Origin of the sequence: uncultured Comamonas sp. (genome assembly GCF_964277875.1) — a bacterium.
GTDB lineage: Bacteria > Pseudomonadota > Gammaproteobacteria > Burkholderiales > Burkholderiaceae_C > Comamonas > Comamonas sediminis.
In genome coordinates this window covers 295,083-320,675 of sequence record NZ_CAXYJV010000041.1, presented here as the reverse complement: position 1 = coordinate 320,675, position 25,593 = coordinate 295,083, and the positions used below count along the sequence as shown (strand labels likewise).

19 protein-coding genes and 1 tRNA gene are annotated in these 25,593 nt (G+C 62.5%); 8 read left to right on the top strand and 12 right to left on the bottom strand.

Annotated elements, in window-relative coordinates; all coding sequences use genetic code 11:
• Positions 1 to 327: 327 nt before the first annotated feature.
• Positions 328 to 404, bottom strand: a tRNA-Pro gene (locus ACHWUQ_RS16950).
• A gap of 79 nt (positions 405 to 483) precedes the next feature.
• A complete protein-coding gene (infA, locus tag ACHWUQ_RS16945; protein ID WP_133856176.1) occupies positions 484 to 732 on the bottom strand; it encodes a translation initiation factor IF-1 in 249 nt (82 codons plus the stop codon).
• A 456-nt stretch (positions 733 to 1,188) separates the two neighbouring features.
• Here infA and ACHWUQ_RS16940 point away from each other — a divergent pair, with 456 nt between their 5' ends.
• Together ACHWUQ_RS16940 and ACHWUQ_RS16935 are read left to right on the top strand one after the other, a co-directional pair.
• Positions 1,189 to 1,671, top strand: coding sequence for an EVE domain-containing protein (locus ACHWUQ_RS16940; RefSeq protein ID WP_239811986.1), 483 nt, complete (start codon positions 1,189 to 1,191; stop codon positions 1,669 to 1,671).
• Between the two features lie 140 nt (positions 1,672 to 1,811).
• A complete protein-coding gene (locus ACHWUQ_RS16935) occupies positions 1,812 to 2,126 on the top strand; it encodes a DUF2322 family protein (RefSeq protein ID WP_369459276.1) in 315 nt (104 codons plus the stop codon).
• Here the strand turns inward: ACHWUQ_RS16935 and ACHWUQ_RS16930 are convergent.
• The 3 genes from ACHWUQ_RS16930 to ACHWUQ_RS16920 form a co-directional block, all read right to left on the bottom strand.
• Positions 2,099 to 2,881 (bottom strand): glutamine amidotransferase, encoded by a 783-nt coding sequence (locus ACHWUQ_RS16930; RefSeq protein ID WP_394681835.1) that lies wholly within the window; start codon positions 2,879 to 2,881, stop codon positions 2,099 to 2,101. The two genes, ACHWUQ_RS16935 and ACHWUQ_RS16930, sit on opposite strands and share 28 nt — an antisense overlap.
• A 77-nt stretch (positions 2,882 to 2,958) precedes the next feature.
• Positions 2,959 to 4,071, bottom strand: a complete 1,113-nt coding sequence (locus ACHWUQ_RS16925) for a YbdK family carboxylate-amine ligase (RefSeq protein WP_239811983.1) — start codon at positions 4,069 to 4,071, stop codon at positions 2,959 to 2,961.
• Positions 4,061 to 5,344, bottom strand: a complete 1,284-nt coding sequence (locus ACHWUQ_RS16920) for a cation:proton antiporter (protein ID WP_312528582.1) — start codon at positions 5,342 to 5,344, stop codon at positions 4,061 to 4,063. The genes ACHWUQ_RS16925 and ACHWUQ_RS16920 overlap by 11 nt, the downstream gene beginning before the upstream one ends.
• Positions 5,345 to 6,080: 736 nt before the next feature.
• Between ACHWUQ_RS16920 and ACHWUQ_RS16915 the strand changes: the two genes are divergently transcribed.
• Positions 6,081 to 7,034 (top strand): bile acid:sodium symporter family protein, encoded by a 954-nt coding sequence (locus ACHWUQ_RS16915; RefSeq protein ID WP_239811981.1) that lies wholly within the window; start codon positions 6,081 to 6,083, stop codon positions 7,032 to 7,034.
• Positions 7,035 to 7,056: 22 nt separating this feature from the next.
• Here ACHWUQ_RS16915 and ACHWUQ_RS16910 read toward each other — a convergent pair whose 3' ends face one another.
• The 4 genes from ACHWUQ_RS16910 to ACHWUQ_RS16895 form a co-directional block, all read right to left on the bottom strand.
• On the bottom strand, positions 7,057 to 7,944 hold the full coding sequence (locus tag ACHWUQ_RS16910; RefSeq protein ID WP_394681834.1) for a TIGR03915 family putative DNA repair protein: 888 nt from the start codon (positions 7,942 to 7,944) through the stop codon (positions 7,057 to 7,059).
• Between the two features lie 11 nt (positions 7,945 to 7,955).
• Positions 7,956 to 9,284 (bottom strand): putative DNA modification/repair radical SAM protein, encoded by a 1,329-nt coding sequence (locus ACHWUQ_RS16905; protein WP_312462603.1) that lies wholly within the window; start codon positions 9,282 to 9,284, stop codon positions 7,956 to 7,958.
• 200 nt (positions 9,285 to 9,484) lie between these two features.
• Positions 9,485 to 10,459, bottom strand: a complete 975-nt coding sequence (locus ACHWUQ_RS16900) for a tripartite tricarboxylate transporter substrate binding protein (RefSeq protein ID WP_312462613.1) — start codon at positions 10,457 to 10,459, stop codon at positions 9,485 to 9,487.
• A gap of 131 nt (positions 10,460 to 10,590) precedes the next feature.
• Entirely contained in the window at positions 10,591 to 11,538 is a 948-nt protein-coding gene (locus tag ACHWUQ_RS16895) for a tripartite tricarboxylate transporter substrate binding protein (RefSeq protein WP_312835846.1), read from the bottom strand.
• A gap of 265 nt (positions 11,539 to 11,803) precedes the next feature.
• On the opposite strand from ACHWUQ_RS16895, the gene ACHWUQ_RS16890 reads away from it, so the two are divergent.
• The gene (locus ACHWUQ_RS16890; protein WP_394681833.1) at positions 11,804 to 12,445 is read left to right on the top strand and encodes a VOC family protein; all 642 of its coding nucleotides are present in this window, start codon (positions 11,804 to 11,806) and stop codon (positions 12,443 to 12,445) included.
• 99 nt (positions 12,446 to 12,544) lie between these two features.
• Here the strand turns inward: ACHWUQ_RS16890 and lpdA are convergent, their stop codons facing one another.
• Genes lpdA through aceE form a run of 3 tightly spaced genes read right to left on the bottom strand, consistent with a single transcriptional unit; the run spans position 12,545 to position 18,826 of the window.
• Positions 12,545 to 14,404, bottom strand: coding sequence for a dihydrolipoyl dehydrogenase (lpdA, locus tag ACHWUQ_RS16885; RefSeq protein WP_394681832.1), 1,860 nt, complete (start codon positions 14,402 to 14,404; stop codon positions 12,545 to 12,547).
• 15 nt (positions 14,405 to 14,419) lie between these two features.
• Positions 14,420 to 16,099 carry a dihydrolipoyllysine-residue acetyltransferase gene (gene aceF / locus ACHWUQ_RS16880; protein WP_394681831.1) on the bottom strand — a complete coding sequence of 560 codons (1,680 nt, stop codon included), beginning with the start codon at positions 16,097 to 16,099 and terminating at the stop codon, positions 14,420 to 14,422.
• Between the two features lie 21 nt (positions 16,100 to 16,120).
• Complete coding sequence (gene aceE, locus ACHWUQ_RS16875; RefSeq protein WP_239811973.1) at positions 16,121 to 18,826, bottom strand: pyruvate dehydrogenase (acetyl-transferring), homodimeric type; 2,706 nt, start codon at positions 18,824 to 18,826, stop codon at positions 16,121 to 16,123.
• A gap of 216 nt (positions 18,827 to 19,042) precedes the next feature.
• On the opposite strand from aceE, the gene ACHWUQ_RS16870 reads away from it, so the two are divergent.
• The 4 genes from ACHWUQ_RS16870 to ACHWUQ_RS16855 all read left to right on the top strand — a co-directional run bounded on the left by ACHWUQ_RS16870 (position 19,043) and on the right by ACHWUQ_RS16855 (position 25,502).
• Positions 19,043 to 21,562: a PAS domain-containing sensor histidine kinase gene (locus ACHWUQ_RS16870; protein ID WP_239811972.1), complete on the top strand. Its 2,520-nt coding sequence runs from the start codon at positions 19,043 to 19,045 to the stop codon at positions 21,560 to 21,562.
• Positions 21,563 to 21,598: 36 nt separating this feature from the next.
• Positions 21,599 to 22,231: a response regulator transcription factor gene (locus ACHWUQ_RS16865; RefSeq protein ID WP_133856160.1), complete on the top strand. Its 633-nt coding sequence runs from the start codon at positions 21,599 to 21,601 to the stop codon at positions 22,229 to 22,231.
• A gap of 162 nt (positions 22,232 to 22,393) precedes the next feature.
• Positions 22,394 to 23,242, top strand: coding sequence for a bifunctional methylenetetrahydrofolate dehydrogenase/methenyltetrahydrofolate cyclohydrolase FolD (gene folD / locus ACHWUQ_RS16860; protein ID WP_239811971.1), 849 nt, complete (start codon positions 22,394 to 22,396; stop codon positions 23,240 to 23,242).
• Between the two features lie 202 nt (positions 23,243 to 23,444).
• Positions 23,445 to 25,502: a M3 family metallopeptidase gene (locus ACHWUQ_RS16855; protein ID WP_312458133.1), complete on the top strand. Its 2,058-nt coding sequence runs from the start codon at positions 23,445 to 23,447 to the stop codon at positions 25,500 to 25,502.
• Positions 25,503 to 25,593 lie beyond the last annotated feature (91 nt).

Genomic DNA, 25,593 nt, shown 5'->3' with positions numbered 1-25,593 from the left:
TTCGAACTCACGACCCTCTGCTCCCAAAGCAGATGCGCTACCAGGCTGCGCTACGCTCCGACTAAGCCGCTATTGTATATCGAGCCGCAGCCCCTTCTGGCGAAAAATGATTACTTTGACAACTTTTTAGCGGATCGGACGGTTGGCAGGCAGCCGCCCTGCCCGCTGCGCAGCATGGGCCTCGGCGCTGCACCCAGCGCCCCACCCTGGCCGGACGGTCAACCAGCGTTGCCAGCGCTTTAACAAGACAAACAGCATCGAATCGAATCGTGGATCAGCAAAACAAAAAACCTGCTGCATTTGCATGCAACAGGTTTTTAAATGGAATGGTCGGAGCGGCGGGATTCGAACTCGCGACCCTCTGCTCCCAAAGCAGATGCGCTACCAGGCTGCGCTACGCTCCGACTAAGCCGTTATTGTAACCAGGGTTTTGGCAGCTGAATTTCGTATTTGACGATTTTTTTACAGCGGCCACCCATGCGGTTAACGTTGGGTAGGCGCCGGGCCACGGCCAGGCAGGTGACGGAAAGTGATGCGGCCTTTGCTCAGATCGTAAGGCGACATCTCCAGCGACACCTTGTCACCGGCCAGAATGCGAATGTGGTGCTTGCGCATTTTGCCGCCCGTGTAGGCAATCAGCTCGTGGCCGTTGTCCAGCTTCACGCGAAAGCGCGAATCCGGCAGCACTTCGGTCACGGAGCCTTGCATCTCAATCAGTTCTTCTTTAGCCATATAAGTCGACGAATCCTTGTCTAGTGGTGCATGAACGAAACCGGTTCGCCATGCTGTTCTCTGTGCCACCAACAAGCGGTGGCTCTCTCCATGGTTCGGGATGGTCTTGCCAGCTCTCACCTCCCAGGGGGCAAGCGCCGTGCCAGGCCACTCAGCGAAGCGGCCATCAGCGGGCCCGCCAACGGGCCCCAACAACCAGCATCCCGCACACGATGTACCGCGCAGCCGCCAGGCAGCCAACGCAGTCAAGCCACAAAAGCTTGCAAAGCTCTCTATTGTACTATGTTGCTGCTGTTTACGCTTGGGCTGTCTCGTATAAACGCCGCCTGGCATCAACACTGCCGCAGCGCTTGTGCTTCCATAAACAGAGCGGCGCATCGTTTAGCATCAGCAGCATGCGCGCTCAGGTCTGGGCCGCGCTACCCGCCTGCCCCGCCCTCCTTACATCCAAGCACCATGAACGCTGCATCGACCCGCTACTGGCTGATGAAAAACGAGCCCGATGAATTCTCCATCGACCGCGCGCTCAACGCGCCCCAGGCGACGATCGCCTGGGATGGCGTGCGCAACTACCAGGCGCGCAACTTCATGCGCGATGACATGCAGGTGGGCGATGGTGTGCTGTACTGGCATTCGAGCTGCGCCGAGCCCGGTATTTACGGCATTGCCCGCATCGCGGGCCATCTGCGGCCCGATGCCAGCCAGTTCGACCCGAACTCCAAATACTACGACCCCAAGTCCAAACCCGAGGCCCCGCGCTGGCTGATGCTGGATGTGCAGGCGCTGCGCAAGATCCAGCCCATCACGGTGGCTGCGCTGCGCCAATATCCAGCGTTAGAAGATATGCGGGTGCTGCAAAAAGGCAACCGCCTGTCGATCACGCCGGTGGATGCGCGGCATTGGGACTTCATCATGGGCCTGGTGAAGGCACAGGACTGACGATGGCTGTGGGCGGCAGGATGGCCGCCCTGCCCCCTTGGCCAGCAAGGCTTTGCTGCATAATATAAAACCCGTGAGCTGCCCATGCAATAAGCACCGGCAGCTATTTTTTTGATACCACTTCTGCGCCCAGGAGCCCCATGGCATTTGCTGACAACCTCCAATCCCTGCCTTCCATTGACCATATCGCCGAGCTGCAACTGATCGATGCCGATGGCCAGGTCGCAGCCACCATTCCGAATGCCCCCGGCAAAGCGGGTTCTGCCAAGGTCTACAACGCACTGGCCGCCAAGCATGGCGGCATCAATGTGGCAGCGGCTGAAGAAGGCCTGCAGATTTTTGCTGAACATACGGAAGACGCCAAGGCCCGCCCCGGCGCGCATCCCAATATCGACCGACTGCTGGAAGTCATCACCTCCGGCAAGGGCTATACCGTCAAGGTCGTCCCGGCCTGAGCACCCAAGGCCGTGTTCAGCGCCGGCGCGGTTGCTGGCGGGCAGGCATAGGCGGCTACAAAGCGCTGCAGCATCCGCTGCGGCACAGGCGTGTCGCGCAGCTGCTCCAGCATCGCCTGCGGGTCAAAGCCCTCCGACTGCAGCACCTGCGCACGCAGCTGGATGCAGGCAGCAGCCACCTTCTGGCTGAACTCCGGATGGAACTGGGTGGACACTGCATGGGCCCCATAGCGCACCACCTGGTGCGGGTCATGGGCTGATCTTGCGAGCACCCGGGCGCCTGGCGGCAGCTCCAGCACCGTTTGCATATGGGTCAGATGGGCTTTGAAGCGCGGGCCTGAGCCGGCCAGCAATGCCTCTTCCTCGGCCCCGGCCAGCAGGTCGATATCGAGGCAGCCCATTTCGCGGCCCTTGGGGTGGTAATCGACTTTGCCACCCAGCGCATGGGCCATCAGCTGGTGCCCGTAGCAGACGCCAAACAGCGGAAACCCCAATGCCATCGCGTCGCGTATCCACTGGGCCGCCGCTTCGCTCCACGGCAGACGATCGGTGACCATCGCCCAGGAGCCGGTGATGATCGCGGCGCTGTGCGCGTCATGCGGCGGCAAGGGCTCGCCCTCGAACACCCGCACCACCTTGAACGCGGGCCCAGCGGCGAGCACGGCGGAGAACCACAGTGGCAAATCGCCGGCCTGGGCACGGATATCGTCGGGCGGTGTGCCGACCTGGATGAGCAGCAGAGATTTTTCAGACACGGGTGAAGGCAAAAAAGGCTGACCATGCACTGTAATGCAGGCCAGCCCCGGATGGCTTTCAACCCGGTGTATTTCAATCAATACCGAAAGCGCAGGGTGGACTGCCGTACCACCTCGGGCAGTTGCTGGGCCTGGGCATAGGCCTCGCGCAGGCGGCTGGCGTCGTTGACCCCTTCGTTGACGGTCTTGCGCAGCTGCAGCAAGGCCTCCTTGCTGTTGTCCGGCACATAGGACTGGATGCGCTGCAAGGTCAGCAGGATGTGCTCCCGCAGCCCAAAGGATTCGCTGCTTGCCGGGTCCACATAGGCGCCTTCCAGGCCGAATCGGCAGGCCTGGAAGCGGTTGTAGGTGTAGACCAGGTAGTCGTCCTCACTGGGCTCGAACGGCTCCTCGGCTAGGAACCAGGCCCCCAGCGCCTGCACATAGGCGGCCAGTGCAACGGCGCGCTCGATGGACAGCGGCGTGTCAAACACCCGCACCTCGACGGTGCCAAACTCGGGCTTGGGGCGGATATCCCAGTAGAAATCCTTCATGCTGTGGATCACCCCAGTGGCGGTCATCTTCTCGTAGTAGCGCTCAAAGTCCTCCCAGTGCAGCGCAAACGGTGCCCGGCCAGACAGCGGAAACGCAAACACCGAGTTCAGCCGCGCCGAATCGAAAGCCGTGTCCTGCCCTTGCACAAAGGGGCTGGAGGCCGACAGCGCAATAAAGTGCGGGATATAGCGCGAGAGCCGGTGCAGCATCATCAAGGCCGCGTCGGCACCGGGGCAGCCCACATGCACATGCTGGCCAAAGATCGTGAATTGCTTGGTCAGGTAGCCGTACAGCGCAGTGATCTCTTTGAAACGCGGCTTGTTATAGATGCGCTGCTGGTGCCACTGCTGGAACGGGTGGGTTCCCCCGCCGGCCAGCGCAATATTGAGCTTGTCGGCCGCCTTGACCAGGGCGTCGCGCGTGACCGTCAGCTGCTGGTAGGCATCCTGCGCATCGGTACAGATACCGGTCGATATCTCGATCATGCTGGTGGTCACCTCCGGCACGATCGAGCCCGGCACCTGCGCATTTTTCAGCAGGGCCAGCATATCGGGGGCGTAAGGCGTCAGGTCATAGTGGTTGGTGTTGACCAGCTGCAGCTCCAGCTCCACCCCCAAGGTCAGTGCCTGGGATTGTTGGAAAGCTTCAAGCGTCATGGCGTTTCTCCTTGCTGGTGAGGGCGGACAGACCGATACCGCGGTGGGCCTCGCCACTGCGCCACAGCGCGAGCGAGGCCAGCAGCACACCGATCACCTCACACAGCACAATCATTGGCAGCGCAATCGACGATACGCTGATGGCGACATCCGGGTTGGTGGTGGCCCATTGCGCCACCTGGGCCGAGGCAATCAGCAGTGCCAGGCCCGAGCTGGGCGATTGCGCGCAGGCGACTGGCCACTGGCGCAGCCAGCCAATACCGGTGCCTGCGCCCAGCAAGATGACCCCGCCCATCTTCCCCAGCAGGCGCGCCAGGCTGGCTGCCGCCACCACGCTGATCAGCGCTGCGCTCGGCGCCATCTGGCCGGCCATGCTGGCCACCAGCACAAACATCAGCAGATTGAGCATGGTGTTGCCCGCCATGAAGGCCGTGGGCCAGATCATCGGCCTGGGGCTGAGATTGCGCAGCATCACGCCGGCGAGGACAAAGGCCAGCGCTGCCGAGCCGCCCAGGCGTTCAGACAGCAGGCTGGCTGCCACCAGCACGGCAAGCATGTACAGCGCGGTGGAGTCGCTGCGCGACGAGGTCCAGCGCAACACCGGCCACAAGGCGGCGGTGGTCAGCAGCGCCCACAACAGGGTCAGGCCCAGGTTCCACAAAAGATGGCCCATGCCGGCTGCGGTCAGCATCAGGCCCGACTGGGCATCCGTGCCAGCCACCGGCGACCATGCCACGGTGATGACCAAGCCCAGCACCAGTGCGTATACGCAGCTGAGCGTTGCCATCAGCACGCTGCGGTCGGTGACGGCCCCGCTGGAGCGCAGATCCGAGGAGATGCGCAAAAGAACGGATGGAGACGCCGCCATCGCGATCACGCCAACACCCAGTGACACCGCCCAGCCCATGCCGAGCAGTTGCAGAGTGCCCGTGACCAGCACGAGGGCTGCCAGCGATTCGACCAGGCTTTGCAGCAGCAAAAACGGCTGACGCACCAACCATTTGAGCGAGATTTGCGAGGCGGCAATCAGCATGCTGGTGCCTACGGCCGTATGCAGCAGCACCTGGGTATTGCCCTGCAGCGGCCAGGGCAGATCGCCAAACCCGAGCCAGCCGGCCAATAGGCCGACGACCGTATAACCCAGCATGCGGGGAAAGCCGGTAAGCCGAAAAACCATATGGCCGGCCAGCGCGGCGGCCGCTACCAGCACGCACCAGCTCATCAACGGGCCAACACTGTGTTCAAGCCAGCCGCCAACTTGCGGCAAGGGCATTGAGGATGCTGCATGGGGTGGCATAACTGCACCTTCCTCCCAAAAAATGTGTCCAGCGTGCATGGCCGCATGGCACCGAGTTAGAGATGGCCCTGGCAGCGCGTCGCAGCGGCTGTTCCAGAGCAGGAGATGCATTGCCACCAGTGACACTGTCACGGTGTTGCATTAATGCATCAGATCGTTAACCAATCTCAACGACTCTACCGGATGATCTGCAGATTGCAGCGGCGGCCTGCGTCCAAAGGTTACAAAATGCCTGCAGTCCTACAATAAAAACTGCAGTGGCCAAACCTTGCGCCGCGCCGCACCGGCGTTGAATGGGGCCCACGCATGGGACCAACATTGCTATGCAGAACGTAGCAGGCTTCGGGTACAAAAAATGCCAACTTTGCGCGCGGCAGGGTCTGCGTCTGCAACAGGCATTGCGCCGACAGACACGCGCCTGCGGATATCCGAGTGTGCTGTGTTGCCACCGCAGCCTGCCCCCAACCAGTTGCAATCGTAACTTTATGATGGCAGGCCTGATGCGGCCCGCCACAAGCATCCGGCGCTTGCCCGCTACCACCTGTAGCCTGCATTCATCGCAGCGCTGTCGCACTGGCCGCTATCCCTGGCCCGGCACAGCGCCACCTCCGCCGCATCGCATCAGCCCCCACCCCGTTCTTCTCCCACGGGCGTTGCACCGGCTCTGGCCGAAAGCGCAGCGCCCAGGCTTTGCTTTGGTCTGGATACTTCCGTGCTTGCTTTGTTGACCCGTCTTTTTCCCGTCTGGGCAGCTGTGATGGCGCTGATCGCCTACAGCGCGCCCTCCGCCTTCCTGGGCTTCAAGCCCCATATTGCCCAGTTGCTGATGCTGATCATGTTTGCGATGGGCGTCACCCTGCGCATCAGCGACTTCAGCCGCGTACTGCAGCGCCCTGCGCCGATTGCGGCCGGGTTGTTCCTGCACTACCTCATCATGCCGCTGGCCGCCTGGCTGATTGCCAAGGCGCTGAACATGCCGCCCGAGCTGACGGCCGGCATGGTGCTGGTCGGCAGCGTCGCCAGCGGTACGTCGTCGAATGTGATGATTTTTCTGTCCAAAGGCGATGTGGCGCTGTCGGTGACGATCAGTGCACTGTCCACCCTGGTCGGCATTGTGGCCACGCCGCTGCTTGCGCGCCTCTATATCTCGGCGTCGATCGATGTGCCGGTGAGCGCGCTACTGATGGAGATTGCACAGATCGTGCTGCTGCCGATTGGCCTGGGCCTGCTGCTGAACCATTTCTGGCATGCGCAGATCAAGCGCGTCGAGCGTCTGCTGCCGCTCGTGTCGATGGTGGCGATCCTGCTGGTGCTGTCCACCGTCGTGGCCTTGAGTCGCGACCGCATTGCCACCGTGGGTGGCGTCGTGGTGGCGGGCGTGATTGCGCACAACCTGATCGGTTACCTGGGTGGTTACTGGGGCGGTCGCCTGCTGGGCTTTGACAAATCGGTCTGCCGCACATTGGCGATCGAGGTGGGCATGCAGAACTCGGGCCTCGCGGCCAGCCTGGGCGCGAAGTTCTTCAGCCCGATGGCCGCGCTGCCAGGCGCCATTTTCTCGGTCTGGCACAACATATCGGGATCGCTGCTCGCCGGCTACTGGTCGAGCCGGCCTACCGGCACAGCCAACGACCATGTGCGCCGCGAAGACGTGTCACTGCACTGAGCCTGAAAAACCGCTGTCCGCGTCAGGCGCGCTGGGCGCCTGGCTGCGCCGCCAGCATGTCTCCAGTGCGGCTGCGCGCGCCTGCCACCAGGCCGCTGATCAGCTGGGTCTCGGGCAGGTTCTTCCAGTACCGGCGTGGCATCTCGCGCAGCATGGCCTGCTCCTTGAGGCGCGCCGGGTTGAAGGTGGACTGGTAATAGGCCAGCCATAGCGCTTCACCCGCATCCGGGCCCGGCGCCTGGGCCGCCGTGGCGCCAGGGCCCCATTGCAGGCATTCCTGGTCCCAGAGCACGCTGCAGTCCGGCGTCAGAATCGCCCAGCGCATATTGCCGAAGCGCTCCATGAAAAAGCCCGAGGCCGCGCGAACGATGTGGTGCTCAGGCTCGAACCAGGCCACATGCAGCGGGTGGCCGTTTTCGTCCTGTGCGGGCCGGAAGCGCACAAAGGCATGCATCTTGTGGATCTCTCGCCGCACCGCATGCGCCAGGCGTTCGATATCGCGCCAATCGGCATCGAGCGCATCGCCCGCGAGGCTGGGCATGGCCTGCAGCCGCCACAGCCAGCGGTAGCACAGCATGAAGCGCCCCGGATTGCGGTGGCAGCAAGCATTGCGCAGCACAGCCAGCTGGGGTTTGCGGATGTGCACCGGCTGGCCGGGTGCGATGGCCAAACGGTCCAGCGCATCGGGACTGATGACGCGGGCTGGTGCATCGGGTGCATCATTGGCCGCCGCGGCATCCGCAAACAAATCACCATCCTCGGCCTGGGTAGCCAACTCATCCGACCAGCGCCAGTGCACCACCTCGGGCGCTGCGCCCAGGGCCAATAACACCCGCGCGGCCTGGCGAAAGCCGGCAAAGTCATCCGGTGTTTCCAGCATCACCGTCAAGCTGTCGTTCTCCGCTGGCATGCCTGGCCTCCTCAAAACAAGGCGATCTGCGCCGCAGCCGCCAGTTGCATGCCACTGTGCCGGCGCTGCACAGCCCCCTGCCCCATCTGGGCAAGCAGCTGTTGGCGCAAGCCGGGGCTGTCGAGCATGGCCAGTGGCGGGTGGTAATCATCGAGCTCGACAAAAGGCAGCACCTTGCTGGTGGCAACGCGCAGCTGCTGCAGATCTGCCAGCCGCAGCCGGCGCACCCTGCGGGCGGCCAGCAGGCGCTCGACACTGCCAACACCCAAGCCCGGCACCCGCAGCAGCCAGGCCTTGGCCGCGCGGTTCAAATCCACCGGAAAATGCTGGCGCTGCGACAGCGCCCAGGCAAGTTTGGGGTCCAGCTCCAGATCGAGCATGCCGCCGCTCGCTGGCGCGGTGATCTCAGCCGGGCTGAATCCGTAAAAGCGCATCAGCCAATCGGCCTGGTAGAGCCGGTGCTCGCGAATCAGCGGCGGCGCCTGCAGGGGCAGATCGGATGAGGCATCGGGGATGGGGCTGAAAGCCGAGTAGTAGACCCGGCGCAGACGCTGGCCGGTGTAGAGCGCGCTGCTGGTGAGCAGAATGGTCGCATCATTGGCGCTGTCGGCGCCGACAATCATTTGGGTGCTTTGGCCCGCAGGCGCATAGCTGGGCGCTGCCGCCCGGGCCGCCTGGCGCTGGCGGGGCAGCGATACCAGCTTGCTGCCCTGCTGGTCTTGCTTCTGCTGCCGGGCCACTTCGATATGCTCCGCGACCTGGTGCATGGCCGAGGCAATGCCCACAGCATCCTTTTCCGGCGCCAATTGCTGCAGGCCCTGCTGCGTGGGCAGCTCGATATTGATGCTGAGCCGGTCCGCATAGCGGCCCGCCAGCGCCAACAACTCGGGGGACGCATCTGGAATCGTCTTGAGGTGGATGTAGCCGCGAAAATCGTGGTCCTCGCGCAGGCTGCGGGCCACCTCGACCAGTTGCTCCATCGTGTAGTCGGACGACTGGATGATGCCGCTGGACAGAAACAGGCCTTCTATGCAGTTGCGGCGGTAGAAGTCCAGAGTGAGCCCCACCACCTCGGCCGCGCTGAAGCGGGCGCGCTGCACATTGGAGCTTTTGCGGTTGATGCAGTAGCGGCAGTCGTAGATGCAGAAGTTCGTCAGCAGAATCTTCAACAGCGAGACACAGCGGCCATCGGGCGTGTAACTGTGGCAGATGCCCATGCCCTCGGTCGAGCCCATCCCCTTGCCGCCCAGGGAATTGCGGGGCTTGCTGCCGCTGGATGCGCAGCTGGCATCGTATTTGGCGGCATCGGCCAGAATCTGGAGTTTGGCGAGGGTTTGCATAAATACTGTGTATATGTACAGTATTCTAGCAAAACCTCCCGGCGATGACCAGCGCTGCCTTCCATGCTGTCAGCGTAAGCAGACCCCTTCATAGAGGGGCGGCACCGATCAGATGAAGCGGTGTTTTACAAATACTGTATATAAATACAGTTTTCATCACCCTGCTGCCGTTGCCGCGCCCATGGGCCGCCTCGGCTCCGTCAAGCCTGGGGACCCAGCTTGGCCAGCACGGCCTTTTCCTTGACGGTCGACTCGGCGGCAAACTTCTTGTAGTCGGCGCTGTTCATGTAAATCGGCAGCATCTCAAAGCGCTGCAGCATCGCCTGGTAGCTTTCCATCTCCATCGCTTCCTTGAACGCTTTGTGCAAAGTGGCTTGCACATCGGCCGGCATGCCCTTGGGGCCCACCAGGCCAAACGGCGAGTATTGCGTGGTCGGCAGGCCGAGCTCGATCAAGGTGGGGGTATTGGGCAAGGTGGGCAGGCGCTTTTCGGTCCAGACGTTCAACGCGACCATGCGGCCCTGGTCCACATAGGGGATTACGGCACTGGTGTCGGCCGCGACCATCACCTCGCCTGCCATCGTCGCGCGCATCAGCTCCGCCGATCCTTTGTAGGGCACATGCACGACATCCAGTCCGAGCTGCTGCGCAATGATGGCCGAGGTGACATGCGGCGAAGTATAGGTACCGGTATTGCCCAAGGTCAGCTTGCCAGGGTGGGCCTTGGCCCAGGCCACGACCTCCTGCCAATTCTTGAGCCCGGACTGCGTGCTGGCCACCATGCAGAACGCATAGCCGGTGACATTGATGATGTAGCTCAGATCCTCCACCGGGTTCCATTTGAGGCCCGTGGTGAAAGGCAGGCGCATCACGCTCATCGGCAGCTGGGCGATGGTATAGCCATCGGCCACCGTGTTCTGTAGCTGGGTCGCAGGCAGCGAGCCCGCCGCGCCGGGGCGGTTCTCCACCACAATCGGCTGGCCCAGCACCTTGGCGGCGTTCTCGGCGAGCTGGCGCATTGTCAGGTCGGTCGGCCCGCCGGCGGGAAAGGCCACTACGAGCTTGATCGCCCGGTTGGGAAAGCGCTTGTTCGCGTGGGCCAGCGATGCGCCGGCCCCGATATAAGCTCCCATTGCCGTGGCGGCCCCGGCTTGCACCAGGCTTCTGCGCGTCAACACCATGTCTTTGTCTCCATTTCGGTCTATAGGCGACAAAGAGTGTAGAAAAGCGCATCCAGGCACCGGGACGCCTGGGTGACATGGTCGGCGGGGCGTAAGGGTTCTGACCGCGCAGCCTGGGGGTAGCCCTATTCCACCGTCGCGCCCGATTGCTTGACGGCCTTGCCCCATTCCACCATTTCGCTGGCGACAAAGCGGTCCATCTCCGGGCCGCTGGTCGGTGCGGGCTCGGAGCCCCGGTCACGGATGAATTTCTGCATCTCGGCGCTGCTGAGAATGGCCACCGTTTCTTGGGTCAACTTGTCGACAATGGCTTTGGGCGTTCCCTTGGGAGCCATCAGGCCCAACCAGCCAACAGCCTCAAAGCCCTTGAACTCGGGCAGGCCGGATTCGGCAATCGTGGGCACCTGGGGCAGCTGGCTGGAGCGCGTAGCCGAGGTCACGCCCAGCGGCACGGCCTTGCCAGCCTGGATATTGGCCAAGGCCGCAGTGACCGAATCCACCATCAGCGGCACCTGGTTGCCCAGAAAATCCGCCTGCGCCGGGCCGCTGCCTTTGTAGGGAATATGTTCGATCTGCAGCGCTGCGCGGGCCTTGACCATCTCCGCGCTCAAATGCTGGGTGCCGCCAATGCCGGCGCTGGCATAGCTCAGCTTGCCGGGCTCGGCGCGGGCCTTGCTCACCAGGTCGTTCATGCTTTTGATGCCGCTGGCCGGATTGGCCAGAAAGACCAGCGGCACCTTGGCGATCAAGCTGATGCCAACCAGGTCGGCCCGGGGATCGAAGTTCACCTTTTTGTACAAGGTCTGGTTCACCGCCATCGCGCTGCCCGCCACCAGCAAGGTGTAGCCGTCGGCGGCGCTGCGCGCAACCTGCTCGGAGCCGATATTGCTGCCCGCGCCGGCTTTGTTCTCCACCACCAACGGTTGGCCGAGCTTTTGGCCGAGTTTGTCGGCCAGCGCACGGGCAAAGATATCGGTGGCCTGGCCGGGTGGGAACGGCACGATCAGCTTGATGGGCTTGTCTGGATAGGCGGCAAGGGCCGGACTGGCCGCAACGGCCAAGCTAGCAGCCATTGCCAATGCGGCAGCAGAAGCGAGCGCATGGGGGATCATGGGGTGGGTCTCCTGAAGAGCTGCAGCGGCGTTGGCAGAAAGCGCCGATGCGCTGCGCGAGCTTGTGTAGCCGGGATCTTCGCCCATCCAGTGGCGAATGGGCAGTCTGGGCTGTCTCCAAGACAACTGCTGGTGGTGGGTATCGTTGCTCGCTGGGACGATCAGTTCTGATCGATGGCGCAGCCAAAAGCTATCATCAGCATTGTCATTTTTACCACCGCATGCCATGTTTTTTGGAATCAGCCACCTCGTCCTCCCCTGCAGCGATCTGGAAAAAGCAACGCACCTCTGGCGTGATGTGATCGGCTTCAGGGCCGCGCGCAGCGGCGAGGGCTATGTCGATATCGACACCGGCAGCGCCCTGCTGCGGCTGCTGCAGGTGCCCAAGGTGGAGTCGCAGACAAGCCTGCGCCTGCAGGTGGCCGATGTGGCCCAGGCCTACCAAAGCCTGTTGGCGGCAGGCAGCAGCTCACGCTATGCGCCGATGCGCACCCCCGAGCTCGAAGAGATGGCCTGCGTGAACGATGCCGATGGCCATGCGATCGTGCTGTGGCGCGCGTTGACAGAAGACGAATGGGGTTTTGTGCCGGAACTGCCCAAGCAAGGCGAATGGGCCGCCGATGCCGAAGAGCTGCTGCAACGCCTGCTCGCCCATGTGCCCGCATTCTTCCGCATGCTAGCCCGGCGCAAAACCACGCGCGTGATCGAGCAACTGGCGCAAGAAGCACACAGCGCTGTTACCCGTGAATGGGTCATCAAAGGCTATATCACCGCATCGGCCAAGGTCACACGTTTTCGCCTGGTGGAGCCGCTGCGCGCTGAAGGCATTAACCCGGATGACTACCGGGCGGAGTTTGATGACGAATAAGCCCGGGCCCTGTTGGCACGGCCTTGAACGCCTGACCAAGATGCAAAAAAAGACAGCCCGCAGGCTGTCTTTTGCAGAGTGGCTCAAGACCGGCTGGTCTTACTTGCGCGCAGGCGGCACATCGGTGCAGGTGCCATGGGCCACTTCTGCGGCCATGCCGATGCTTTCGCCCAAGGTCGGGTGCGGGTGGATGGTCTTGCCGATGTCCACGGTATCTGCACCCATCTCGATGGCCAGCGCGATCTCGCCGATCATGTCACCGGCGTGCGTGCCGACCATGCCGCCGCCCAGGATCTTGCCGTGGCCATGGGCTTCGGGCGAGTCGTCGAACAGCAGCTTGGTGAAGCCTTCGTCGCGGCCATTGGCAATCGCGCGGCCGGAGGCGGCCCAGGGGAACAGGCCCTTCTTGACCTTGATGCCTTGGGCCTTGGCCTGGTCTTCGGTGAGACCCACCCATGCCACTTCGGGATCGGTGTAGGCCACCGATGGGATCACGCGGGCATTGAAAGCGGCAGCAGCCAGTTCCTTGTTGCCTTGCAGCTCGCCGGCGATGACTTCAGCGGCCACATGGGCTTCATGCACGGCCTTGTGTGCCAGCATGGGCTGGCCCACGATGTCGCCGATCGCGAAGATGTGGGGCACATTGGTGCGCATCTGGATGTCGACATTGATGAAGCCACGGTCGGTCACGGACACGCCTGCAGCCTCTGCGCCGATCTTCTTGCCATTGGGCGTGCGGCCCACGGCTTGCAGCACCAGGTCGTACACCTGGGGTTCGGGCACGGTCACGCCGTCCTTGGCAGGCTCGAACGAGACCTTGATGCCTTCGGGCGTTGCTTCGGCAGCCACGGTCTTGGTGTTGACCATGATGTTGTCAAAGCGCGGCGCGTTCATCTTTTGCCAGACCTTGACCAAATCGCGGTCAGCGCCTTGCATCAGGCCATCCATCATCTCGACCACATCCAGGCGTGCGCCCAGGGTGCTGTAGACGGTGCCCATTTCCAGGCCGATGATGCCGCCGCCCAGGATCAGCATGCGCTTGGGCACCGCCTTCAAGTCCAGTGCGCCGGTGGAATCGACCACGCGTTCGTCCTTGGGCATGAAGGGCAGATGCACCGCCTGCGAGCCCGCAGCGATGATGGCCTTCTTGAACTGCACGACCTTCTTGGCGCCGGTCTTGTCCTGGCCGTCGCCCGAGGTTTCCTGCACTTCGATATGGTTGGCGCTGACGAAATTGCCATAGCCGCGCACGATCGTGACCTTGCGCATCTTGGCCATCTGGCCCAGACCGCCGGTCAGCTTGCCGATAACCTTCTCTTTATGGGCACGCAGTTGGTCGATGTTGACCTCAGGCGCGGCGAACTTGACGCCGGCGACTTCCAGGTGCTTGACCTCGTCCATCACGGCCGCCACGTGCAGCAGGGCCTTCGATGGGATGCAACCCACGTTCAGGCAGACGCCGCCCAGCGTCTTGTAGCGCTCGATCAGCACCACTTTGAGACCCAGATCGGCCGCGCGGAATGCCGCAGAGTAGCCGCCAGGGCCGCCGCCGAGCACGACCACATCGCAGTCTTCATCGACCTGGCCGCTGTAGTTGCTGGCCACCGGTGCGGGCGCTGCAGCTTGCGCTGCGGGAGCGGGCGCCGCTGCTGCAGGAGCCGGTGCGGGCGACGAGGCTGCCGGTGCAGGTGCTGGCGCAGCAGGCGCAGGGGCAGCGCCCTCAGCGGCTTCCAGCGACAGAATCACCGAGCCTTCGGCGACCTTGTCACCGATCTTGATCTTGAGTTCCTTGACGACGCCGGCATGGCTCGACGGGATTTCCATCGAGGCCTTGTCCGATTCGACGGTGATCAGCGATTGGTCCTTGGCGACGGTATCGCCAGGCTTCACCAGCAGCTCGATCACGCCCACTTCAGCGAAATCACCAATGTCGGGCACTTTGATATCTACGATTGCCATAGTGTGCGTCTCCGATTACAGGATGATGCGGCGGTAGTCCGCCAGCACCTGGCCCAGGTAGGCATTGAAGCGTGCGGCCGAGGCGCCGTCGATGACGCGGTGGTCGTACGACAGGCTCAGCGGCAGCATCAGGCGTGGCACGAACTGCTTGCCGTCCCAGACGGGCTTCATCGCCGACTTGGACAGGCCCAGGATCGCCACTTCAGGGGCGTTCACGATAGGCGTGAAGTGCGTGCCGCCAATGCCGCCCAGCGACGAGATGGAGATGCAGCCGCCTTGCATGTCGGCCGCGCCCAGCTTGCCGTCGCGCGCCTTCTTGGCCAGCTCGCCCATTTCTGCGCTGATCTGGATGATGCCCTTCTTGTCGGCATCCTTGAGCACCGGCACCACCAGGCCATTGGGCGTGTCCGCCGCAAAGCCGATGTTGAAGTACTGCTTGTAGACCAGGGTGTCGCCATCCAGGCTGGTGTTGAACTCAGGGAATTTCTTGAGTGCAGACACCAGCGCCTTGATCACGAAGGCCAGCATGGTGACCTTGACGCCGCTCTTCTCGTTTTCCTTGTTCGTCGAGACGCGGAAGGCTTCGAGCTCGGTGATGTCGGCTTCGTCATTGTTGGTGACGTGCGGGATCATCACCCAGTTGCGGTGCAGGTTGGCGCCCGAGATCTTCTTGATGCGCGACAGATCCTTGCGCTCGACCGTGCCGAACTTGCTGAAATCGACCTTGGGCCATGGCAGCAGATCCAGACCTGCGCCAGAGCCACCACCGGCAGGCGCCTTGGCCGCCTGGGCCTTGGTCTGCACGGCGCCGGCCATCACCTGCTTGGTGAAGGCCTGTACGTCGTCGGAGGTGATACGGCCCTTGTTGCCCGAGCCCTTGACCTCTTCCAGCGGCACGCCCAGCTCACGCGCAAACTTGCGCACCGATGGCGATGCATAAGGCAAGGCGCCCGATGGCGGCACGGTGGGGTTGTGGGCCGGCACGGCAGCAGCCGGCGCAGCGGCGACAGGTGCTGCTGCAGGAGCAGGTGCGCTGGCAGCGGGGGCAGGCGCAGCAGCAGCGGGGGCTTGCGCAGCCGGTGCGGATGCGGGCGCCGCAGCGGTGCTGCCTTCCAGGATTGCGACCAGATCGCCAACATTGATGGTGTCGCCGATCTTGACCTTGAGTTCCTTCACCACGCCAGCGGCGGGCGATGGAATTTCCATCGAGGCCTTGTCGGATTCGACGGTGAACAGCGATTGCTCTGGAGTGACGGTATCGCCCACCTTGACCAGCAGCTCGATCACGGCCACGTCCTTGAAGTCACCGATATCGGGGACCTTCACTTCGACCGGGCCCGAGGCCGCAGGCGCAGCAGCAGCCTGGGGTGCAGGCGTCGGTGCAGCTGCAGCAGCGGGTGCCGCAGCAGCCGGTGCTGGCGCCGGAGCTTGCGCAGCGGGTGCCGCAGCCGCTGCATCCGCCGCTTCGAGCTTGACGATGACCGAGCCTTCGGCGACCTTGTCGCCAATCTTGACGATGATCTCCTTGACCACGCCAGCGTGGCTGGACGGGATTTCCATCGAGGCCTTGTCGGACTCGACGGTGATCAGCGACTGGTCCTTGGCGACGGTGTCACCGGGCTTGACGAGCAACTCGATCACGCCCACTTCTGCGAAGTCGCCAATATCGGGGACTTGAATGTCAATCAATGCCATTGTGGTGTCTCCTGGTGCAATTTAGGCGTACAGCGGGTTGATCTTGTCGGCATTGATGCCGTACTTGGCAATCGCATCGGCGACCTTCTGGGCGGGCAGCTTACCGTCTTCGGCCAGCGCCTTGAGCGCGGCAACCACGATATAGTGGCGGTCGATCTCGAAGTGCTCGCGCAGCTTGCGGCGGAAGTCCGAGCGGCCAAAGCCGTCCGTGCCCAGCACCTTGTAGGTGCGGCCAGCAGGAATGAAGGGACGAATCTGCTCGGCGTAGGACTTCATGTAGTCGGTCGAGGCGATCACCGGGCCGGTGCTGTTGCCCAGCTCGGCGGTCACATACGGCACCTTGGCAGTTTCCAGCGGGTGCAGCAGGTTCCAGCGGTCAGCATCCTGGCCGTCGCGGGTCAGTTCGTTGAACGATGGGCAGCTCCAGACGTCGGCGGTCACGCCCCAGTCGGCAGCCAGCAGCTCTTGCGCAAAGAAGGATTCGCGCAGGATGGTGCCCGAGCCCAGCAGTTGCACGCGCAGGTCCCCTGCGCCACCGGCCTTGCACAGGTACATGCCCTTGAGGATCTTTTCCTCGGTGCCGGGCGTCAGGCCAGGCATAGCATAGTTTTCGTTCAGCAGGGTCAGGTAGTAGAAGACGTTTTCCTGGTTCTGCACCATGCGGCGCAGGCCTTCGTGCATGATCACGGCCACTTCGTGCGAGAAGGTCGGGTCGTAGCTGATGCAATTGGGGATGGTGCCCGCCAGGATGTGGCTGTGACCGTCTTCGTGCTGCAGACCTTCGCCGTTCAACGTGGTACGGCCCGAGGTGCCGCCCAGCAAGAAACCGCGCGCCTGCAGGTCACCCGCTGCCCAGGCCAGATCGCCAATGCGCTGGAATCCGAACATCGAGTAGTAGATATAGAACGGAATCATGATGCGGTTGCTGTGGCTGTAGCTGGTTGCCGCTGCAATCCAGCTGGACATGCCGCCCGCTTCATTGATGCCTTCCTGCAGAATCTGACCCTTGGTGTCTTCCTTGTAGTACATTACCTGGTCTTTGTCGACCGGGGTGTACTGCTGGCCATGCGGGTTGTAGATACCGATCTGGCGGAACAGGCCTTCCATACCGAAGGTACGGGCCTCGTCGACCAGGATGGGCACGACGCGGGGGCCGATTTCCTTGTCGCGCAGCAGCTGGGTGAGGAAGCGCACATAGGCTTGCGTGGTCGAGATCTCACGGCCTTCGGGCGTGGCTTCGAGCACGGCCTTGAAGGTCTCCAGCGGAGGCACGGTGAACTGCTCGTCGGCCTTTTCGCGGCGCTTGGGCAGGTAGCCGCCCAAGGCCTTGCGGCGCTCGTGCAGGTACTTCATTTCCGGGGTGTCGTCCGCTGGCTTGTAGAAAGGCAGGTCGGCGATCTGGCTGTCCGGGATCGGGATGTTGAAACGGTCGCGGAAGGCCTTGATGTCCTCATCGGCCAGCTTCTTGGTCTGGTGGACGTTGTTCTTGCCCTCACCGACCTTGCCCATGCCAAAGCCCTTGACGGTCTTGACCAGCAACACGGTCGGTTGACCCTGGTGGTTTTGTGCGGCGTGGAAGGCGGCGTAGACCTTTTGCGAATCGTGGCCACCACGCTGCAGGTTCCAGATCTCGTCGTCGCTCATGTGCTCGACCATCTTCAAGGTGCGTGGATCGCGGCCGAAGAAGTTCTTGCGCACATAGGCACCATCGTTGGCCTTGAAAGCCTGGTAGTCGCCGTCGTTGCACTCCATCATGATCTTGCGCAGTGCGCCGTCATGGTCCTTGGCCAGCAAGGCATCCCAGCCCTTGCCCCAGATCAGCTTGATCACGTTCCAGCCGGAGCCACGGAACTCGCCTTCGAGCTCCTGAATGATCTTGCCGTTGCCGCGCACCGGGCCGTCCAGGCGCTGCAGGTTGCAGTTGATCACGAAGATCAGGTTGTCGAGGTTTTCACGCGCGGCAAGGCCAATCGCGCCCAGGGATTCGACTTCGTCCATTTCGCCGTCGCCGCAGAACACCCAGACCTTGCGGTTTTCGGTGTTGGCAATGCCGCGGGCGTGCAGGTACTTCAGGAAGCGTGCCTGGTAGATCGCCATGATGGGGCCCAGGCCCATCGAGACGGTGGGGAACTGCCAGAAATCGGGCATCAGCTTGGGGTGGGGGTAGCTGGACAGGCCCTTGCCGTCCACTTCCTGGCGGAAGTTGAGCAGTTGCTCTTCGCTGATACGGCCTTCCAGGTAGGCGCGGGCATAGATGCCGGGCGATACGTGGCCTTGGATGTAAAGGCAGTCACCGCCGTGGTTGTCGCTCTCGGCATGCCAGAAATGGTTGAAGCCAGCACCAAACATGCTGGCCAGCGACGCGAAGGAGCCGATGTGGCCGCCCAGGTCGCCGCCTTCTGGCGGGTGAATGCGGTTGGCCTTGACCACCATGGCCATGGCGTTCCAGCGCATGTAGGCGCGCAGGCGCTGTTCGATCTCGAGGTTGCCGGGGCTGCGGGCTTCCTGCTCGGTCTCGATGGTGTTGACGTAGCCGGTCTTGGCGGAGAAAGGCAGATCGACGCTGTTCTGGCGCGCGTGCTCGAGCAGTTGCTCGATCAGCGAATGCGCGTACTCGGCGCCTTCACGGTCGATCACAGCGGACAGCGCGTCCATCCATTCTCGGGTTTCTTGGCCGTCTGTGCGGGTGGGGCCGTTGACGGCTTTTTGTTCGGATGGTTCGGACATGCTGGCGTCTCCTTCAAGTGATCTGCTATGAATGACTGTGCCAGAGTTTCTCACATTTTTTGAAGATTTCAAATAGCGGTCTTCATTTTCATATTATGGAAAATTGCTGCAAACGCACAATCCACGGGCGCTACAGCACGATGCTTCGCGGACAAAACAGGAGATTTGCCCAGCATCAGGGCACGGCTGCACCGCCCTCGTCTACACTCATCGACCATGAATTCGACCGAGCGCCCCGCCACCCCGCCCCCGAACAGCCGACCCCGTTTGGTGCAGATGTGGCAAACCTGGTGGCGCGGATTGTCACCTTCGAGACAAGACCGCTATGCGGCCATTGCTCCATTGGTGGCGGTGGTGATGTTCTTCATCGCGATCGTCGCGGCCTTTTGGTACCTGCGCAGTGAGGAGCTGGAACGCGAACGCGAGGCCATGCGCCGGGATGTGGAATATGCCCAGCAGCGCATTCGGCTGCGCCTGTCGGAGCGTCAGGAGCAGCTGATGCGCCTGGCCCGCGATGTGGGCAACCAGGACGTGGACAAGAACGGCTTCAATGACCGTGCCGATACGCTGATCAGCCAGTATGCAGAGCTGCAAGCACTGACCTGGATCGATACCGCGCGTCAGGTGCGGGCCACCCAGTTCGGCCCCAGCGTGGCGGCCGAGAACCTGCTCACCCTTGATGAGGTGATCCAGAAAAAGGAATTGCTGGAGCTGTTCGAGATGGCGCGCGACCTGCAGCAGCCCGTGTTCTCGCAGCCGCTGGCAACCAGCGAGACGGCACCGATGCTGCTGCTGGAGGTACCCATTAGTCAAAAAGGCCGCTTTGGCGGCGTGCTGCTGGCCGAGTTCTCGATTGACAATCTGCTGCGCTACGGCACGCCCACCGAGATCCTCGCGCGCTATGCGGTGACGCTGCAGGATGGCAAGGGCACCACGCTGGCCGGCACGCCGCTGGCGCCGCGTGTGGCTGCGCAGCGGCTGCTGCCCTGGCGCACGGGGCCCAACGAATTCGACATGCCAGTGGCGCCGGTGGGCAACAGCCTCAAGCTGCGTGCGCAGGCCTACCACACCTCACTGGGGTTGGTCAGCAACGGGCTGTTCTGGCTTGTCTGTGTGCTGAGCTTCATGACGGCCTGGCTGCTGGTGGCCACCTGGCGCCATACGCGCAAGCGCATCCGCGCGCAGGAGGCGCTGCAGGGAGAAACCAATTTCCGCCGTGCGATGGAGAACAGCGTGCTCACAGGCATGCGTGCGCTCGATCTGCAAGGCCGCATCTCCTACGTGAATGCCGCCTTCTGCCAGATGACCGGCTGGAGCGAAGAAGAGCTGGTGGGCAAGCTGCCCCCCTACCCTTATTGGCCCGAAGGCGACCAAAGCACCTACCACGACATGCTGATCGACGAGATGAGCGGCAAGGTGTTTCCCGGTGGCTTCCAGATGCGGGTCAAGCGCAAGAATGGCACGATGTTCGAGGCGCGGCTTTATGTCTCGCCGCTCATCGATGGCCATGGCCGTCAGACCGGCTGGATGACCTCGATGACCGACATCACCGAGCCCAACCGCATCCGAGAGCAGCTCTCCGCCTCCTACGAGCGCTTTACCATCGTGCTCGAAGCACTGGATGCCTCGGTGTCGGTGGCACCGCTGGGCAGTGCCGAGCTGCTGTTTGCCAACAAGCTCTACCGGCAGTGGTTCGGCTCGCAAACGGTGGGCCATTTGCAGCTGGTCGCCCAGGCGGGCGTGCTGCCCAGCAGCAGCAATGCCAGCACCAGCATGGACGATGAGGACGGGCTGATGGGCCTGCCCAGTGACCAGATCACGACGGCCGTCAGCGGCAACGCCGAGATCTACATCGCTGAACTGGGCAAATGGCTGGAGGTGCGCTCGCGCTACCTCAACTGGGTGGACGGACGGCTCGCGCAAATGGTGATTGCGACCGATATCACACCCCGCCGCCATGCCGAAGAGCAAGCCGCGCGCCAGGCCGAAAAAGCCGCCACCGTGAGCCGCCTGGTGACCATGGGCGAGATGGCCTCGAGCGTCGCGCATGAGCTCAACCAGCCGCTGTCCGCGATCAGCAACTACTGCTCGGGCATGATCACCCGCGTCAAGAACGGCAGCCTCAGCGAAGAGGCTTTGCTGGGCGCGCTGGAAAAGACAGCCCACCAGGCGCAGCGTGCCGGCCAGGTGATCCACCGCATACGCTCGTTTGTCAAACGCAGCGAACCCAACCGGGCGCTGGCCGATGTCAGCGACATCGTCAGCGAAGCGGTCGAGCTGGGCTCGATCGAGCTCAAACGGCACAATGTGCGGCTTTCGCACCACGTTGCCGCACGGTTGCCCAAAGTGAAGGTGGACAGCATCCTGATCGAGCAGGTGCTCATCAACCTGATGAAGAACGGCGCCGAATCCATCGCTAACGCCGAGCGCCCGGCCCACCAGCGGATGGTCGAGCTGCGCGTTGTACCTCGCAAGATCGACGCCACGGATGTGATAGAGTTTTCCGTTCAAGATACGGGGCGCGGCCTGTCACCTGAAGCACTGGAGCGCCTGTTCCAGGCCTTCTTCTCCACCAAGAGCGAAGGCATGGGAATCGGCCTCAATCTCTGCCGCAGCATTGTCGAATCTCACCATGGCCGGATGCAGGCAGAGAACCTCTACAATGGCTCGGAGGTGACGGGTTGTAATTTCAGCTTCTGGATTCCGGTGGCCACGCCGGCGGAGTCCGCTGAATAGCCAGCGCTATACCAATACTGATAGAAGGAATTGTGCATGAGCTTGATCCCCAAAAAGGGCACGGTCTACGTAGTCGATGACGATGAAGCGGTTCGCGACTCGCTTCAATGGTTGCTGGAGGGCAAGGATTACCGTGTGCGCTGCTTTGATTCAGCCGAATCCTTTTTGGCACGCTACGACGCCCGCGAAGTGGCATGCCTGATCGTCGATATCCGCATGGGCGGCATGAGCGGCCTGGAACTGCAGGATCGTCTGATCGAAAACAAGTCGCCCCTGCCCATCGTCTTCATCACCGGCCATGGCGATGTGCCCATGGCGGTCGATACGATGAAAAAGGGTGCGATGGATTTCATCCAGAAACCTTTTGACGAAGCCCAGTTGGACACCTTGGTCGAGCGCATGCTCGACCAGGCGCGCGATGCATTCGCAGGCCACCAGCAGGCCGCCAGCCGCGATGCGCTGCTGGCCAAGCTCACCGGACGCGAATCGCAAGTGCTCGAACGCATTGTCGCCGGCCGCCTCAACAAACAGATCGCCGACGACCTGGGCATCAGCATCAAGACCGTGGAAGCGCACCGCGCCAACATCATGGAAAAGCTGGGTGCCAATACCGTCGCTGATCTGCTCAAGATTGCCCTGGGCTCGAATGCAGCGGCCAAGGCAACGTGATAAATTAGTGGCCTTCGCGCCCTAAGGACGACGTTCCAACAACGCTGCTCAAAGCGCAATGCGCCGGTACCGGTTTCGGTACGGCGCATTTTTCAATTCCGCGCGCCATGCTGGGGGCTCGCCCGGCTTCTGGACCACGCGCAACCCTTTTTGGATGACCACATGACTGCTCAATTGATCGATGGCAAGGCCCTTTCCCAGCAACTGCGTGCCGATGTCAAGACGCGCGCCGACCAGCTCAAGGCCCGGGGCATCGTGCCGGGGCTGGCCGTCATCCTGGTGGGTGACAACCAGGCCAGCCAGGTGTACGTGCGCAACAAGGTCAAGTCCTGCGAAGAGTGCGGCTTCCACTCGGTGCTGGAGAAGTACGACGCCAACATGACCGAAGCCGAGTTGCTAGCCCGGGTCGAAGCGCTCAACAACGATCCGAGCATCCACGGCATCCTGGTGCAGCTGCCGCTGCCCAAGCACATCGATGACCACAAGGTCATCGAAGCCATCTCACCCAAGAAGGATGTGGACGGCTTCCATGTGGCCAGCGCCGGCGCGCTGATGGTGGGTGAAGTGGGCTTCAAGGCCTGCACGCCTTATGGCTGCATGAAGATGCTCGAATCGATCGGCATGAAGGACCTGCGCGGAAAGCATGCCGTGGTCATCGGCCGCTCCAACATCGTCGGCAAGCCCATGGCCATGATGCTGCTGGCCGCCAATGCCACCGTCACCATCACCCACAGCGGCACGGCCGATCTGGCCGCGATGACCCGCCAGGCCGACATCATCGTGGCTGCCGTGGGCAAGCTCAATGTGCTGACCGCCGACATGGTCAAGCCCGGCGCCGTGGTGATCGATGTGGGCATGAACCGCAATGCTGAAGGCAAGCTTTGCGGCGATGTGGATTTTGACGGCGTCAAGGAAGTGGCAGGCTACATCACCCCCGTGCCCGGCGGTGTCGGCCCGATGACGATCACCATGCTGATGGTCAATACGCTGGAGTCGGCCGAGCGCGCCTGATCTCCACAAAATCACCTCGATTCCGCGCCGATTTATCGCGCCGGTAAAACTATGAAAACGATAGCTGTTGGCATCCGCCTTGCCGGTGCCAGCGGCTTTTTTTTGTGCTTAAATGACAGGCAAGACCCAAGTGCCATCATGCCTTGCAAGCCTGTGCCAACATGGCATTGATTGCGGCGCGCGAGGCCCCATATACAGCACCATGACCAATCCATTGCTCGACTTCAGCGGCCTGCCCCGCTTTGACCAGGTCCAACCTGAACACATTGCCCCCGCCATCGACCAGCTTCTGGCCGACAGTGAAGCGGCCCTCAAGACAGTAACGGCGCCAGAGTTCCCGGCGCAATGGAACGAGATTGCCAAAGTGCTCGATGTCAGCACTGAGAAGCTGGGCCGCGCCTGGGGCATGGTCGGTCACCTCAATTCTGTTGCAGACACTCCCGAGCTGCGCGCTGCCTACAACGCCGAGATGCCCAAGGTCACGGCGTTTTGGACCCAGCTGGGTGCGGACGAAGCGCTGTATGCCAAATACAAGGCCATCGACCCGGCAAGCTTGAACAGCGAGCAGAAGCAGGCCTGGGACAACGCAATGCGCAACTTTGTGCTCGGTGGTGCCGAGCTGCAAGGCCAGGCCCGCGAGACCTATGCCCAACTGCAAGAGAAAAGCGCCATCGCCTGCCAGAAGTACAGCGAAAACGCGATGGATGCGACCGACCAGTTTGCCTACTATGCCGAACTGGACGAGTTGGCCGGCGTGCCCCAAGACGTCATCCAGGCCGCACGCGCCGCAGCCGAGGCCGAAGGCAAGCCCGGCTACAAGCTGACCTTGAAGATCCCCAGCTACCTGCCGGTGATGCAGTTTGCCAAGAGCAGCGCGTTGCGCGAGAAGCTCTACCGCGCCTACACCACGCGGGCCAGTGAGTTTGGCGATGCCAAGCTCGACAATACGCCGCTGATGGTCGAGATTCTGAAGATGCGCGAGCAGGAAGCGCATCTGCTGGGCTACCCCAGTTTTGGCGAACTCTCGGTAGCGCCCAAGATGGCCCAGTCGTCAGTGCAGGTGATGGAGTTTTTGCAGGAGCTGGCCAGCAAGGCCAAGCCCTATGGCCAAAAGGATGTGCAGGACCTGCGCGACTATGCCCGCACCGAACTGGGCCTGGACAACCCCCAGGCCTGGGACTGGGGCTACATCGGCGAACACCTGAAAGAGGCACGCTACGCTTTCAGCGAGCAGGAACTCAAGCAGTACTTCCCGGCGCCCAAGGTGCTGGCCGGTCTGTTCCGCATTGTCGAGACCTTGTTCGGCGTGCAGATCAAGGGTGACCTGGCGCCTGTCTGGAACCAGGACGTGGCCTTCTACCGCATCGAGCGCGATGGCGAGCTGGTGGGCCAGTTCTACCTCGATCCGCCTGCCCGCAATGGCAAGCGTGGCGGCGCCTGGATGGACGATGTGCGCACCCGCTGGCTGCGCCCGGACAATGGCGAGCTGCAGACCCCCATTGCACACTTGGTCTGCAATTTCGCAGCCGGCGTGGACGGCAAGCCGCCGCTGCTGACCCATGACGACGTGATCACCCTCTTCCACGAAACCGGCCACGGCCTGCACCACATGCTCACGCAGGTCAATGAGCGCGATGTCTCCGGCATCGGTGGTGTGGAATGGGATGCCGTCGAGCTGCCCAGCCAGTTCATGGAGAACTTCTGCTGGGAGTGGGAAGTGCTGCGCCATATGACGGCCCATGTCGACACCGGCGAGCCGCTGCCGCGCGCACTCTACGACAAGATGATTGCCGCCAAGAACTTCCAGTCCGGCATGCAGACCCTGCGGCAGATCGAGTTCTCGTTGTTCGACATGCGCATCCACACCGAGCTGTCAGGCGATGGCATCAACGCAGATGCGATCTACCGCGTGATGCGCGACGTCCGCAGCCAGGTGGCTGTGCTCGATCAACCGGAGTTCAACCGCATGCCCAACACCTTCACCCATATTTTTGCGGGTGGCTATGCAGCGGGCTACTACAGCTACAAGTGGGCCGAGGTGCTGTCGGCCGATGCCTTTGCCAGCTTTGAAGAAGCAGCGCAAAAGCGCGGCAGCAGTGATGTGGTGGACCGCGAGGTGGGCCAGCGCTACCTGCATGCCATCCTGGAAGCCGGTGGCAGCCGTCCGGCGATGGAGTCGTTCAAGGCCTTCCGTGGCCGAGAGCCCCAGCTGGACGCGCTGCTGCGCCACCAGGGCATGGCGGAGCCCCTGACCGCATGAGCCTTCCGGCTTGCAGCGCCGCCCCCTGGGGCCCTGCAAGCCGCTGATGGCGCTGGCGTTGCGAAGGCATAATGGAGCCACAACAGCTATA

Coding starts and splice junctions, on each gene's coding strand:
- ACHWUQ_RS16870 (WP_239811972.1), top strand. CDS start 19,043: ATGAATTCGACCGAGCGCCCCGCCACCCCGCCCCCGAACAGCCGACCC.
- ACHWUQ_RS16865 (WP_133856160.1), top strand. CDS start 21,599: ATGAGCTTGATCCCCAAAAAGGGCACGGTCTACGTAGTCGATGACGAT.
- ACHWUQ_RS16905 (WP_312462603.1), bottom strand. CDS start 9,284: ATGCAAACCCTCGCCAAACTCCAGATTCTGGCCGATGCCGCCAAATAC.
- ACHWUQ_RS16935 (WP_369459276.1), top strand. CDS start 1,812: ATGGCATTTGCTGACAACCTCCAATCCCTGCCTTCCATTGACCATATC.
- ACHWUQ_RS16855 (WP_312458133.1), top strand. CDS start 23,445: ATGACCAATCCATTGCTCGACTTCAGCGGCCTGCCCCGCTTTGACCAG.
- ACHWUQ_RS16895 (WP_312835846.1), bottom strand. CDS start 11,538: ATGGCTGCTAGCTTGGCCGTTGCGGCCAGTCCGGCCCTTGCCGCCTAT.
- ACHWUQ_RS16920 (WP_312528582.1), bottom strand. CDS start 5,344: ATGCCCTTGCCGCAAGTTGGCGGCTGGCTTGAACACAGTGTTGGCCCG.
- ACHWUQ_RS16890 (WP_394681833.1), top strand. CDS start 11,804: ATGTTTTTTGGAATCAGCCACCTCGTCCTCCCCTGCAGCGATCTGGAA.
- infA (WP_133856176.1), bottom strand. CDS start 732: ATGGCTAAAGAAGAACTGATTGAGATGCAAGGCTCCGTGACCGAAGTG.
- ACHWUQ_RS16940 (WP_239811986.1), top strand. CDS start 1,189: ATGAACGCTGCATCGACCCGCTACTGGCTGATGAAAAACGAGCCCGAT.
- ACHWUQ_RS16925 (WP_239811983.1), bottom strand. CDS start 4,071: ATGACGCTTGAAGCTTTCCAACAATCCCAGGCACTGACCTTGGGGGTG.
- aceE (WP_239811973.1), bottom strand. CDS start 18,826: ATGTCCGAACCATCCGAACAAAAAGCCGTCAACGGCCCCACCCGCACA.
- aceF (WP_394681831.1), bottom strand. CDS start 16,099: ATGGCATTGATTGACATTCAAGTCCCCGATATTGGCGACTTCGCAGAA.
- folD (WP_239811971.1), top strand. CDS start 22,394: ATGACTGCTCAATTGATCGATGGCAAGGCCCTTTCCCAGCAACTGCGT.
- ACHWUQ_RS16910 (WP_394681834.1), bottom strand. CDS start 7,944: ATGCCAGCGGAGAACGACAGCTTGACGGTGATGCTGGAAACACCGGAT.
- lpdA (WP_394681832.1), bottom strand. CDS start 14,404: ATGGCAATCGTAGATATCAAAGTGCCCGACATTGGTGATTTCGCTGAA.